General features: G+C 59.9%; 10 protein-coding genes. 5 read left to right on the top strand and 5 right to left on the bottom strand.

Features of this window, described 5'->3' with window-relative positions; all coding sequences use genetic code 11:
* Positions 1–613: 613 nt before the first annotated feature.
* The 4 genes from ACB030_RS19130 to ACB030_RS19115 all read right to left on the bottom strand — a co-directional run bounded on the left by ACB030_RS19130 (position 614) and on the right by ACB030_RS19115 (position 6,091).
* Positions 614–721, bottom strand: coding sequence for a DNA helicase II (locus ACB030_RS19130; protein ID WP_371161988.1), 108 nt, complete (start codon positions 719–721; stop codon positions 614–616).
* A 465-nt stretch (positions 722–1,186) separates the two neighbouring features.
* Positions 1,187–3,358, bottom strand: a complete 2,172-nt coding sequence (uvrD, locus tag ACB030_RS19125; protein ID WP_371161986.1) for a DNA helicase II — start codon at positions 3,356–3,358, stop codon at positions 1,187–1,189.
* Positions 3,359–3,425: 67 nt separating this feature from the next.
* Positions 3,426–3,887 carry a hypothetical protein gene (locus ACB030_RS19120; RefSeq protein WP_371161984.1) on the bottom strand — a complete coding sequence of 154 codons (462 nt, stop codon included), beginning with the start codon at positions 3,885–3,887 and terminating at the stop codon, positions 3,426–3,428.
* Between the two features lie 2 nt (positions 3,888–3,889).
* Positions 3,890–6,091: a hypothetical protein gene (locus ACB030_RS19115; protein WP_371161982.1), complete on the bottom strand. Its 2,202-nt coding sequence runs from the start codon at positions 6,089–6,091 to the stop codon at positions 3,890–3,892.
* Positions 6,092–6,476: 385 nt separating this feature from the next.
* Here ACB030_RS19115 and ACB030_RS19110 point away from each other — a divergent pair, with 385 nt between their 5' ends.
* From ACB030_RS19110 to ACB030_RS19095, 4 genes are all read left to right on the top strand, one after another.
* Positions 6,477–7,475 (top strand): BMP family protein, encoded by a 999-nt coding sequence (locus tag ACB030_RS19110; protein ID WP_205642748.1) that lies wholly within the window; start codon positions 6,477–6,479, stop codon positions 7,473–7,475.
* A 97-nt stretch (positions 7,476–7,572) separates the two neighbouring features.
* Positions 7,573–9,153, top strand: coding sequence for an ABC transporter ATP-binding protein (locus ACB030_RS19105; RefSeq protein WP_371161980.1), 1,581 nt, complete (start codon positions 7,573–7,575; stop codon positions 9,151–9,153).
* 82 nt (positions 9,154–9,235) lie between these two features.
* A complete protein-coding gene (locus tag ACB030_RS19100; protein WP_205642750.1) occupies positions 9,236–10,354 on the top strand; it encodes an ABC transporter permease in 1,119 nt (372 codons plus the stop codon).
* 114 nt (positions 10,355–10,468) lie between these two features.
* Entirely contained in the window at positions 10,469–11,434 is a 966-nt protein-coding gene (locus tag ACB030_RS19095; protein WP_371161978.1) for an ABC transporter permease, read from the top strand.
* Positions 11,435–11,500: 66 nt separating this feature from the next.
* Here the strand turns inward: ACB030_RS19095 and ACB030_RS19090 are convergent, their stop codons facing one another.
* On the bottom strand, positions 11,501–12,406 hold the full coding sequence (locus ACB030_RS19090; RefSeq protein WP_371161977.1) for a LysR substrate-binding domain-containing protein: 906 nt from the start codon (positions 12,404–12,406) through the stop codon (positions 11,501–11,503).
* Between the two features lie 119 nt (positions 12,407–12,525).
* Here ACB030_RS19090 and ACB030_RS19085 point away from each other — a divergent pair, with 119 nt between their 5' ends.
* Positions 12,526–13,653, top strand: a complete 1,128-nt coding sequence (locus tag ACB030_RS19085) for an S-(hydroxymethyl)glutathione dehydrogenase/class III alcohol dehydrogenase (RefSeq protein WP_025325292.1) — start codon at positions 12,526–12,528, stop codon at positions 13,651–13,653.
* The last annotated feature ends 24 nt before the right edge of the window (positions 13,654–13,677 follow it).

Raw genomic sequence — 13,677 nt, 5'->3', positions numbered from 1 at the left:
CATCAGACGTAAGCAAAAGATAGCGGCAATGAACAGCAGCTATCTGGAGCAAGTGCTCCTGAGTGGCTTTAACGAGGTGGATGAAAAATAAGCACTCATGCGTTTGCCCTGACCACTATTATTGCGTCTTTGATTCGCAATAATATTGCAGTTGATGATTCAATCATGCCAGATGGTGGTTTAGGTATTCATTGGGCAAAACATTGGAAAACTAGTCAACTAGCAGTGATACATGGTGAAAGGATTAAAATACATCATAAGTACCCCGAGTCGTATCGCCAGCTAGACCCTGAGATTAATGCATATCCAATAAGTGCACTATCTGAGTTCAGAGCATGGTTCCAAAACATTTACTTACCAGAAAAATACCCGGCTTACATAAAAAGGAAAGTCGGTGATGGTACTGTTAAGTTGGAATCCATGCCGCTTCTTCTCGCAGCAGTAATGCCGCCAGATGTGACTAGTAAAATTCTAATAAATTAATTTCCATCCCATCCGTAGGTTCGAATAGCGAAGCGTATTCGGACGATCGCGTATTTAAAGTTGTAGTGATAGGCCATAAGAAACCAACCCGGCCTAAAGCCGGGTTGGTTACATCAAAAGGCAGGAAAAATCAGAGCGCCTCCAATCTGGCATACGCCATCACCAGCCACTTGGCGCCGACTTCGTCGAACAGGAGATACTCCCGCCTCTGCTGGCCGACCCCTTCGAAGTTCAGCACTATGCCTTCCCCAAATTTCGGATGGAGCACCCAAGCCGAAGGCAGGCACGGTATTGATCCCCCTCCAATCCGCCGAGGGGAAGGCACAAGGTCAGGAGCGCCATCAGGGATGATGGCGCAGCCGCTGCGGGGCAGGATGCCCCATCTGCGGCGCTCCGTCCGACCTTGTGACTGACCCGAGGGCAGCCGCGAAGCGGTCGGATTGGCGGGGGAGAAGACCTTTGGTGACTTTGGGTCTTTCCAAAGTCACTCGCCCCAGCCCGAAGGGCGGGCGAAACCCTGTCGAGGGCCCAGCCCTCGCGTCCTGCACGGCGCCAGCCGTGCCATCAGCAAGCGCCCCCTCATCCTCAACCCTTCTCCCGCAAGGGGAGAAGGGAGCAAGACGCTCTCCTGCGAGAAGAGAGAGGCAAAGACTATCTCGGGGATGATCCCCTCTCCCGTTGGGAGAGGGCTAGGGTGAGGGGATTAGAGCGCCTCCAATCTGGCGTAAGCGGTCACCAGCCACTTGGCGCCGACGTCGTCGAACTGGATCTGTACCCGGCTCTGCTGGCCGACCCCTTCGAAGTTCAGCACTATGCCTTCCCCGAATTTCGGATGGAGCACCCGCTGGCCGAGCTTGATGCCGCTGGCGTCGAAGCTCTGCTGCACCTCGTTCTGGCTGAAGCGGCCGTACTGGGTGGGTCTGCTGACCTGGGTGCGCAGCCGGATCTCTTCCAGACACTCGGCGGGCATCTCGCGGATAAAGCGGCTCGGCTTGTGGAACATCTCGCGGCCGTAGATGCGGCGGCTCTCGGCATAACAGATGTAGAGCTTCTCCATAGCGCGGGTCATGCCGACGTAACACAGACGCCGCTCCTCTTCCAGGCGGCCAGACTCCTCGGTGGATTGCTGGCTGGGGAACATGCCCTCTTCCACGCCGACCAGCAGCACCAGGGGGAACTCCAGCCCCTTGGCGCTGTGCAGCGTCATCAGCTGCACAGCATCGGCGTATTCATCCGCCTGATTCTCGCCGGATTCCAGCGCCGCATGGGCGAGGAAGGCGGAGAGATCGCTCATGTCTTCCAGCTCGTCCGGGCGCTGATACTGGCGACAGGCGGTAACCAGCTCGTCCAGGTTCTCTACCCGCGCCTGGGATTTCTCACCTTTTTCCGCCAGATACATCGCCTTGAGGCCGGAATTCTGGATGGCGATATCCGCCTGCTGGTGCAGCGGCAGCATGCCGACTTGGCTCTCCAGCGCATCGATGAGATCCACAAAGCCGCGCACCGCATTGCCGGCGCGACCGGTCAGCACCTTGTCGTTGAGCAGGGTCTTGGCCGACTGCCAGAGGTTCTGGCCCTGATCCCGGGCGTTGTTGCGCAGGATCTCCAGGGTGCGATCGCCTATGCCACGGGTCGGGGTATTGACCACCCGCTCGAAGCTGGCGTCGTCGCCTCTGTTGTTGATAAGGCGCAGGTAGGCCATGGCGTCTTTGATCTCTTGCCGCTCGAAGAAGCGCAGGCCGCCGTAGATGCGGTAGGGCATGGCGTCCTGCATCAGCGCCTCTTCCAGCACCCGGGACTGGGCGTTGGAGCGATAGAGAATGGCGCAGTCGGCGAGCAGGCCGCCCTTTTCCTTCCAGTCCTTGAGGCGGCCCACCACGAAGCGCGCCTCGTCCACCTCGTTGAAGGCGGCGTAGAGCGAAATGGGGTCGCCCTCGGCCCCCTCGGTCCAGAGCTCCTTGCCGAGGCGCTCGGCGTTGTTGGCGATGACGCTGTTGGCGGCTTTCAGGATATTGGCGGTGGAGCGGTAGTTCTGCTCGAGGCGGATGGTCTCGGCGCCCTGATAGTCGGTCAGGAAGCGCTGGATGTTCTCTATCTTGGCACCGCGCCAGCCGTAGATGGACTGGTCATCGTCGCCGACGATCATCACCTTGCCGGATTCCCCTGCCAGCATCCGCAGCCAGGCGTACTGGATGCCGTTGGTGTCCTGAAACTCGTCCACCAGTATGTTCTGGAAGCGGTCGCGGTAGTGCTCGAGGATGTGGGGCCTGTTCAGCCATAGCTCGTGGGCGCGCAGCAAGAGCTCGGCAAAGTCCACCAGCCCGGAGCGATCGCAGGTCTCCTGATAGGTCTTGTAGATCTGCTGATAAGTGCGGGTGACGGGGTCGCCGTAGAGGTCGATGTCGCCGGGGCGCAGCCCCTCATCTTTCTTGCCGTTGATGTAGCCCATCACGGCGCGCGGGGCCCAGTGCTTCTCGTCGAGGTTGAGCGCCTTGAGCACCCGGCGGATGAGGCGGTATTGGTCGTCGGAGTCGAGGATCTGGAAGTCCTGGGGCAGGCCCGCATCCAGATGGTGGGCCCGCAGCAGCCGGTGGGCGATGCCGTGGAAGGTGCCTATCCACATGCCGCGCACCCCGTCCCCTATCACCTTCTCGACCCGGCCGCGCATCTCGGCCGCCGCCTTGTTGGTAAAGGTCACGGCGATGATGGAGAAGGGTGAGCAACGCTCCACCTGCATCAGCCAGGCGATACGGTGCACCAGCACCCGTGTCTTGCCCGAGCCGGCGCCCGCCAGCACCAGCAGATTGCTGCGAGGGGCCGCCACCGCGTCTCTTTGCTTGTCGTTGAGCCCGTCGAGCAGGGTTGAAACGTCCATCACCACTCCTGTTTATTTATACAGGCGGCGATTATACGGCCTGAGCGGCCAGAGACCAAACACAGGATTAATACAAGGAAGCCTGAAAGAAGCGCTGATGTGCGATCATCTTGCCGTGGGTATCAAACCGTATAGCTCTACGGGCCGTCATTTGCAGATCGGTGAGGCGGATGCGCACTTCCGGGCTGGATATCCGACCCGATAAGAGCTCTCCATGGGCGTCAAACAGCAGCAGATCACCACTGCTGAAATGCCCTTTGGCAAACCGGATGGTCCCCTTTCGCGTTTCGAATAGTCCAGCACTTATTTGCGTACTCTGGCTCTGCAGGCGGTTCAAGTTGAGCAGTTCAGTCAATTTTCGGGAGGGTAAATCAGGCAGGTGTTCTGTGAGATCATCAACCGATAGGCGGTATAAGAATTGCCCCCGCTGATCATAGGTAGTCTGGTGATAATCTTTATATATTTGAATAACCCCGATGGCATAAGCCATCGGGGTTAACAGCCAGAATAAAATTGCCAGTTTGGGCATTATTACTTCCAGCTGTTCTCGGAAAGTGCGTTCGAGAAGAGCCAATCACACGGCTTCTCCTGCCACTCCTCATCTTCATTCAGTCTGGCCTTGCATGACACAAAGATTTTGCCAAAACTGCTATCCGATTTTGCCCTGATATCGCCGAACCAATTCATAGGAATACCTTGAGCAAAATGGTGAACATATCCTTCCCAATATCCTGTTTCGGCGTTTTGCAGTGCCTCGTGGCCCAACAAATAGAAGGGGAGGAAGGAGCCATATGTTTCAGACTGTTGATTGATATTTTTAACTTCATCCTCAGATACTCGACACATGGCCGCATCGAGCGCCTTAGACATGGACTCATCGTATTCGCCAACCGTTTTACCACGATACTTGCAGTATTCAGTGATATTAATGGTCACCGCCGAGCGGTCAAGGCCAAGCGCAAAGAACTGATTGAGATTAACTGCGTATTTAGCAGCAATTTCCTGTTCTAACCATTCACCTTCATCATCGATATAAACATCATCATACACCTCAATGGTCGGCACACTTGCATCACCCATCAAGTGCTTTCTGAGCTTTTCGATGAAAGCTTTTTGTTCAACCAGTGTATCGCCAGGGGTCTTCAGCGTCACAGCAATATCCAGCGACTCCTGCAGTTGCAGTTTAGCTTTTGTCAGCAACGCTGCATAACCTGGTACCTGTACAAAGAAATTTTTATCCTCAAGCAACGAGGCGGGCTTGATATTAGCCTGAAGATATTCAGCACTAATTGCCTCACGACTGAATCTGAACTCTGTCTGGTTATTTTCTTGTGTGTTTTTATACGTCTTAGTAAATGTATCAAAGGTAACCTGCTCATCGGTGTGTGCCTGCCACAGGCTCGCAGAACCATACTGGTACGATGCTATGACGTTCATCGCTGATGCCATAGCCAGCGCTGATACCCGTAACTCCCTGACTGTGTCAAAATTGATAGTAAATGAGGCATCACTATTGTCATAAGTCACGGAATAATCCGGGTCAGAGATATTAGCGAGATTGCTGCTCACTTTTTCCAGCGCGACCGCATATTTCCCCATCAAGGTCGCAATATCCACTGTGCTTTCTGGCTGCGCCTTGATAGCAAATGCCATAGCCTCACTCGGATTGATAATGACATCTAGGATTTTGGCCAAAGAGGTTTCATAGCCCTGCCCCAATTGAGAACTCGGCTGGAGCTCAAACCGTTGGCTAACGATTGGATCATTCGTTATCTCTAATAGAGTTAGCATCGCCAGTACAATCTCACGATCCACCTTGCCGCTATCGCCGGTCTCAGCCAGCAAGGTCTCTTTGTACTCCTTGAGCTTGCTCTCGACATCCAGGTTCTTCAGGTCGGTCAGCCCCTGCAGATCGGAGAGTACCTTGTCGACCGCGACAGAGCGGCCATTGACCCCCGCCAGGGTGGCGGAGAGGTGGTCTTTCGCGGCGGCCAGGGAGACGACGTCCTTGGTCAGACCCGCAGTCTTCAGGGCCTCGACCAGTGAGGTGTTGAAGGCGTCGTCGCTACCCAGTTCGATGATCCCCAGCTGCGCGACCTGCGCCTTGTCGAGGGTGATGCCATTTTCTGGATTGCTGTCGCTGTCGAGCGTCTGCAGCAAGGCGGCAATGCGGATCGCTCTCTCCTTGTCGTCGCCGGCCAGGGTATATGGCGTCACCAGCGAGTTGCCCGCCTTGAGGGTCACGGACCCCAGAGGCTGGTTACCCAGTGCGAAGGAGCAACTGTCACCATCATCAAACAGGAATTCACCCTTGGCGTTGGTCACACCAACGTAGTCGTCACACCGATAGTCGAGGCCACTGACAACCGAGTCCAGGAATACGGCTGTGTGCTGGGGCTTGCTGCCCGTGTCGGTGCCACCGCCGTTATTGCCACCACCACTGTTGCCGCCCCCATTATCGTCACCACCGCCCCCGCAAGCGGTCAACATGACACCGGAAAGCACACAAGCCACAGCCATACTCAGCACGTTTTTTTTCATTTTTATCACCAGAACAAATGTAAAAAACACGCCCCCATCCTGGGGGCGCAATAAATCCGGGTACACCCTAGCGTACTCATATGACAAATACCAATGCATTTCCATATGAGTGTGGCCAATATCACCAACGACAGCCGCGATCAGGGAAGCAGAACACACCTGGCGGGCAACTGTGGGGGCATTCGTATCCATGAATTACCGGCCACCCCATGGCGCAGGATGAATAAGGCCCCGCTCACCGCTGCAGACCATCCGGTGACAGAGGCGGTCTGGCCGCCGGATTTGGTGCCGATAGAACCCACTTTTTTCATCGCCAGAGGAAAACGCTTGCGCATAACCTCATGAATAGAAACATAAATGTCATTTGGCGCCTATTAATCTCAGCATTTAACTCTGCAAACAAACCTAAAAACAAACACTTATAAATCAATTTGCTTATATTTCAAACCGTTAACGCAAACGTTTTTCCTCTATGATCCCCTTGACCCACAGGCTGGCTCACTTACAGTTAGCCAGCGTGCTTTATGACCTGCCAAGACAGGTTGTGGACCCTCACATAACAATCAAGGATACGATCGTGACTAAAGTGCTCAAGCTGGCCACCGTGGCCGCCCTCACCCTCGCTGCCCTTTCTGCCCAGGCAGCCTCCGAGCCCGCCGTCATCTATGACACCGCAGGCAAATTTGACAAGTCCTTCAACGAAGCCGTGTTCCGCAACGGCGTCGAAGTCTACAACAAGGACAAAGGCGTCAAGGTCAAGGAGTTCGAGCCCCAGAACGAAGCCCAGCGCGAGCAGGGCCTGCGTCGTCTGGCCAGCCGTGGCAACGGCCCCATAGTCGCCGTCGGCTTCAACATGGGTTCTGCGGTAGAGAAGGTGGCCACCGAGTTCCCGAACACCCAGTTCACCATCATCGACATGGTGGTCGACAAGCCGAACGTCCAGTCCCTCATCTTCAAGGAGCATGAAGGCTCCTTCCTGGTGGGTGCCCTGGCGGCCATCGCCTCCAAGAGCGGCAAGGTCGGCTTCGTGGGCGGCATGGACATCCCGCTGATCCGCAAGTTCCAGTGCGGCTATGAGCAGGGCGCCAAGTACATCAATCCGAAGATCGACGTCTATCAGAACATGACTGGCTCCACCCCGGCCGCCTTCGCCGACCCGGCCAAGGGTGCCGAGCTCGCCAAGTCCCAGTTCGCCAAGGGCGCCGACGTTGTCTATGCCGCCGCCGGCGGTACCGGCATCGGTGTCTACCAGGCTGCCAAGGACGAAGGCAAGCTGGCCATCGGCGTGGATTCCAACCAGAACCACCTGCAGCCGGGCACCATGCTGACCTCCATGGTCAAGTCGGTCGGTCTGGCCGCGTACAAGAGCTGGGATGACGGCGCCAAGGGCAGCTGGAAGCCGGGCATCCAGTCCCTGGGTCTGGCGGAAGGCGGTGTTGACTGGGCGCTGGACGAAAACAACGCCAAGCTGATCACCCCGGAGATGAAAGCCAAGGTCGACAGCATCAAGGCCGACATCATCGCCGGCAAGATCAAGGTGCACGACTACATGAGCGACAACTCCTGCAAGTACTGATCCTGCGAGTACCGAGTCTCTGCTACGACTCTCAACCCAGACCGGCCCGCACGGGCCGGTTTTTAGTCTCTACTTCATGACCCGCAAGGACTGCATCATGGACCAGACAGATCGCTATGCCATCGAATTAAGAGGTATCGATAAGCGCTTTGGCGAGGTTTACGCCAACAAGCAGATCGACCTTCAGGTTCGTAAAGGCAGCATTCACGGCATCGTCGGCGAAAATGGCGCCGGCAAGTCGACCCTGATGAGCATCATCTACGGTTTCTACCACGCCGACAAAGGCGAGATGCTGATCGACGGCAACCCCTTCAAACCCCATGGCTCCCAAGATGCGATTGCCGCAGGGGTGGGCATGGTGCACCAGCACTTTATGCTGGTGAACAACTTCACAGTGCTGGAAAACGTCATTCTCGGCGCGGAAAACGGCTGGCACCTGGGCAAGAGCCTGGCGGCGGCCGAGAAACTGCTCGGCGAGCTGGCCCGGGACTATGGTCTCGAGGTGCCGCTGCACGAGAAGATCGAGGATCTGCCGGTGGGCCTGCAGCAGCGGGTCGAGATCCTCAAGGCGCTCTATCGCGGCGCCCGCATCCTGATCCTCGACGAGCCCACCGGGGTGCTGACCCCGCAGGAGGCGGATCACCTGTTCGAGGTGCTGAAAAAGCTGCGGGATCAGGGCGCGACCATCATCCTCATCACCCACAAGCTGCGGGAGATCCTGGCCATCACGGATCAGGTCTCCATCATGCGCCGGGGCGAGATGGTGGCCCACGTCGCCACCAAGGACACCGACAAGGAGCAGCTCGCCGAGCTGATGGTGGGCCGCAAGGTGCGCCTCAAGGTCGACAAGGGCACAGCCCAGCCGGGGGAGGCCAAGCTCAAGGTCGATGGCCTCTCTTACGTCGATGACGCCGGGGTGGAGCGGGTCAAGTCCGTCAGCTTCGCGGTACGGGCCGGGGAAGTGGTCGGCATCGCCGGGGTCTCGGGCAACGGTCAGTCCGAGCTGCTCAGCCTGCTCGGCGGCATCCTCAAGCCCAGCAAGGGCAGCTTCTCCATCATCGGAGACGCCCGGGCCCACGAGGTGAGCCTGACCCATCCCGCCGATCCGGAGCGGGTGCGCAACTTCGGCCTAGGCCACATTCCGGAAGACCGCCACAAGATGGGGCTCATCAATCGCTTCGAGGCGAAAGAGGCCTTCATTCTCGGTTATCACCGCCGCCCGCAATACAACAAGGGCTGGCTGCAGGACAAGGAGGCGATCCGCCAGGATTGCCAGGCCAAGATGGAGAAGTGGGACGTGCGCCCGCCGAGTCCGGAGCACAAGACCGCGAACTTCTCCGGCGGCAACCAGCAGAAGCTGGTGATCGCCCGGGAAGTGGAGCAGGACCCGGATGTGCTGCTGGTCGGCCAGCCGACCCGGGGCGTCGACATCGGCGCCATCGAGTACATCCACCAGCAGATCATCGCCATGCGCGACAAGGGCAAGGCGGTGCTGCTGGTGTCGGTGGAGCTCGACGAGATCATGAGCCTGTCTGACCGCATCCTGGTCATCGCCGACGGCCGCATCGTCGGCGAGCTGGACGGCGCCAAGGCGGATGAGCGCACCATAGGTCTTATGATGGCTAACATAGTTCCCGACGAGGTGGCGGCAAGCCAACCCGAAGGAGCCGCATCATGAACCAGGTATCCTGCCGTGAAACATGGGGTCTGATGATGGTCAACACACCAGTGCCGGACGAGATTGCCAAGGAGGCCCACTGATGAGCCAAGTACGTATTCCTGCCTGGATCTCCGTGGGCGTGCTGCCCGCGGTCAACATACTGCTGGCCTTCCTGGTGTCGGCCATTTTGTTCTACTACCTCGACATCAACCCGGTCGATGCCGCCGAGATCATGTGGTACGGCGCCTTCGGCACCGGCGAGGGGATAGGCTTCACCCTCTACTACGCCACCGGCTTCATCTTCACCGGTCTGGCGGTGGCGGTGGCCTTCCACGCCGGCCTGTTCAACATCGGCGGTGAGGGCCAGGCCTATATCGGCGGCCTGGGCGTGGGGCTGGTCTGTCTGCTGCTCGGTGACGTGCTGCCGTTCGCGCTCTTGCTGCCGCTCGCCATCATAGCCGGTGGCCTGTTCGGCGCGGCCTGGGCCTTCATCCCGGCCTGGCTGCAAGCCAAGCGGGGCAGCCACATCGTCATCACCACCATCATGTTCAACTTCATCGCCGCCTCCCTGATGGCCTACCTGCTGGTCGACGTCTTCAAGCCGCCAGGATCCATGGCCACCGAGAGCAAGGTGTTCGCCGTGGCAAGCTGGCTGCCGAAGATGAGCGAGCTGGCGGCCGGTTTCGGTGTGGAGATGCCAAGCAGCCCGCTGAATATCAGCTTCTTCTGGGCGCTGATCTGCGCGGCCCTGGTGTGGGTCTTCATCTGGCATACCCGCTGGGGCTACGAGATCCGCTCAGTGGGGGCCAGTCAGAGCGCCTCCGCCTATGCGGGCATCTCCTACCCCAAGGTGGTGATCCTGGCCATGGTGATCTCCGGCATGCTGGCGGGCTTCTTCGCCCTCAACGTGCTGCAGGGCGAGCTGCACCAGATCAAGCTAAACTTCGTGGAAGGCTTCGGCTTCACCGGCATAGCTGTGGCCCTGATGGGTCGCAACCATCCGGTCGGCGTCATCATCGCCAGCCTGCTGTTCGGCTTCCTCTATCAGGGCGGCGCCGAGCTCAGCTTCGAGTTCGGAGTGGATCGCAACATCGTAGTGGTGCTGCAGGGTCTGGTGATCCTGTTCTGCGGCGCCCTCGAGCACATGCTGCGTCCGCGCATCGAGCAGGCCTACCTGGCGTTTGCCAACCGCTCAACCGCACAAGTGAAGGGAGTCTGATCATGTTCGAAATGCTGATCCTGATGCTGGATGCGACCATTCGTACAGCGCCGCCCCTGATCCTGGCTGCCATGGATGACAGGAATGTTCTGCGAGCCGAAGGGAGTCCAAGCCATGTTTGAAATGCTGATCCTGATGCTGGACGCGACTATTCGTACCGCGCCGCCGCTCATTCTGGCGGCCATGGCGGGCATGTTTTGCGAACGCTCCGGGGTAGTCAACATCGCCCTGGAGGGCAAGCTGCTGGCGGCGGCCTTCGCCAGTGCGGCCGCGGCCGCCGTTTCCGGCTCCGCCTGGATTGGGCTGGGTGCCGGGGTGGGGGTCTCCATCCTGTTCGCCCTGCTGCACGGCTTCGCCACCATCACCCACCGCGGTGATCAGGTGGTGAGCGGCATGGCCATCAACATACTGGCGGCCGGTCTGACCGTCACCCTGGGCCGTTACTGGTTCGATCAGGGCGGCCAGACCCCAGCGCTCTCCGGCGATGCCCGCTTCGCCCCCATCGACCTGCCCTATGCCAAGGAGCTCTATGACGTGCCCGTCATCGGCCAGCTCTACAGCGAGCTGCTGAGCGGTCACTCCCTGCTGGAGTACGTGGCCTTCGCCGCCGTGCCCCTGGCCTGGTGGGTGCTGTTCCGCACCCGCTTCGGCCTGCGGCTGCGGGCGGTGGGCGAGGCCCCGGCGGCGGTGGATACCGCAGGTATCTCAGTGGTGCGGATGCGCTACACGGCGCTCATCATCGGCGGCCTGCTGGCCGGGATCGGGGGCACCTATCTGGCGGTGGCCCAGACCGCCCAGTTCATCCCCAACATGAGCGCGGGCAAGGGCTTTATGGCGCTGGCGGCGCTGGTGTTCGGCAAGTGGCGCCCCTGGAACGCCATGGCGGCCTGCCTGCTGTTCGGCTTCCTCGACGCCGTCGCCATCCGCTTGCAGGGGGTCAGCATCGGCGACTTCCCGATCCCGGTGCAGGCCATAGAGGCGCTGCCCTACATCCTGACGGTCTTCCTGCTGGCCGGCTTCATCGGCAAGGCGGTGGCCCCCAAGGCGCTCGGCACCCCCTACGCCAAGGAGCGGGAATAGCGGCGCCACGGCGTCACCAGGCAGAAGGCCCACGAAAGTGGGCCTTCTCTTTTTCGGGTGACGGGCTCAGCCGATGGGCCTCACCAGCGCCGGCTGGGCGGGATCGCTGAGCCGCTCGGCGAGGTAGTCCACCAGCAGCCGCACCTTGGGGGAGAGGTGGCGGTTGTGGGGATAGAGGGCCCAGATCCCCTCCTCGGGCGCCCGCAGCTCCGGCAACAGTTCGATGAGATCCCCCCGGGCCAGGTGCTCGCTCACGTAGTAGTCCGGCAGCTGGATGATGCCGATCCCCTTGAGCGCCGCATCCAGCAGGGCGTGGCCGCTGTTGCAGTGGAGCAGGCCGCGCACCCGCACGCTGTGGGGGCGACCGTCCAGGGTGAAGTGCCACTCGTCGCCGTTGCCCACCAGGCAGTGGTGACGGGCGAGCTCGGAGAGGCTGTTGGGCATGCCGTGGCGGGCGGTATAGGCGGGGGAGGCACACACATAGGGCACCCGCTGGGCCAGCTTGCGGGCCACCAGGGTCGAGTCCTTGAGGTGGCCGAGGCGGATCGCCAGATCGAACCCCTCGTGCACCAGATCCAGCAACTGGTTGGTGAGGTTGAGGGTCACCTCCAGCTGGGGGAAGCGCACCATGAAGTCGTTCACCAGGGGCGCTATGCGACTCTCGCCGTAGGAGACGGGGGCCGTGATGCGCAAGGAGCCCTGCGGCACCGCCTGATGGCGCCCCACCGCCAGCTCCGCCTCATAGAGGTTGTCCAGCAACTGGCGACAGTGGCGAAAGTAGATCTCCCCGAGCTCGGTAAGCCGCACCTGACGGGTGGTGCGCAGCAGCAGCTTGGCCTGCAGCCTGTCTTCCAGCTGCGCCACCTGGCGGCTGACTTGCGCCACCGACACCCCCAGCTTGCGCGCCGCCGGAGTAAAGCCCCCCTGCTCCGCCACGCTGACAAATTCACAGATCCCTTCCCAGCCGAACATTATTACCTGTGTGTAAAAGTGATTTGATATTTAGCCTTATTATCACCAAATCGGCGGGAAACTACACTGAATGTCCGAACTCATTTCCGTTCACCCACACAACCACGAGGACATCATTCATGGCACAGGTTCAGAGCATCAAGTGTAAAGCCGCCATCGCCTGGGGCCCCGGTCAGCCCCTCTCCATCGAAGAGGTGGAGGTCATGCCACCCCAGGCCGGCGAGGTGCGGGTGCGGATCGTCGCCACCGGCGTCTGCCACACCGATGCCTTCACCCTCTCCGGCGAAGATCCGGAAGGGGTCTTCCCCTGCATCCTGGGCCATGAGGGGGGCGGCATCGTCGAGTCCGTCGGCGAGGGCGTCACCAGCGTCAAGGTGGGGGATCACGTGATCCCGCTCTACACCCCCGAGTGCGGCGAGTGCAAGTTCTGCAAGTCCGGCAAGACCAACCTCTGCCAGAAGATCCGCGCCACCCAGGGCAAGGGGCTGATGCCGGACGGCACCACCCGCTTCTCGAAAGACGGCCAGCCCATCTACCACTACATGGGCACCTCCACCTTCAGCGAATACACTGTGCTGCCCGAGATCTCCATCGCCAAGGTGGACCCGGCCGCCCCCCTGGAAGAGGTCTGCCTGCTGGGCTGCGGCGTCACCACCGGCATAGGCGCCGTGATGAACACCGCCAAGGTGAAAGAGGGTGAGAGCGTAGCCATCTTCGGGCTGGGGGGCATAGGCCTCTCCGCAGTGATCGGGGCCCGCCTGGCCAAGGCCGGCCGCATCATCGCCATCGACATCAACGAGAGCAAGTTCGAGCTGGCCCGCAAGCTCGGCGCCACCGACTGCATCAACCCGAACGATTACGACAAGCCCATCCAGGAGGTGATCGTCGAGATGACCGACGGCGGCGTCGACTTCTCCTTCGAGTGCATCGGCAACGTCAAGGTGATGCGCGCGGCGCTGGAGTGCTGCCACAAGGGCTGGGGCGAGTCCGTCATCATAGGGGTGGCCGGTGCCGGTCAGGAGATCAGCACCCGTCCCTTCCAGCTGGTCACCGGCCGGGTCTGGCGCGGCAGTGCCTTCGGCGGGGTGCGCGGTCGCAGCGAACTGCCGAGCTATGTGCAGCGCTACATGCAGGGTGAGTTCCGCCTGGACGACTTCATCACCCACACCATGCCCCTGGAGCAGATCAACGAGGCGTTCGATCTGATGCACGAAGGCAAGAGCATCCGCACCGTCATCCACTACTGATCCCATGAGAGCCCCGCCCATCGA

Source organism: Aeromonas sp. S16(2024) (assembly GCF_041403065.1).
Lineage (GTDB): Bacteria > Pseudomonadota > Gammaproteobacteria > Enterobacterales > Aeromonadaceae > Aeromonas.
This window is presented reverse-complemented; position numbering and strand designations above follow the sequence as displayed.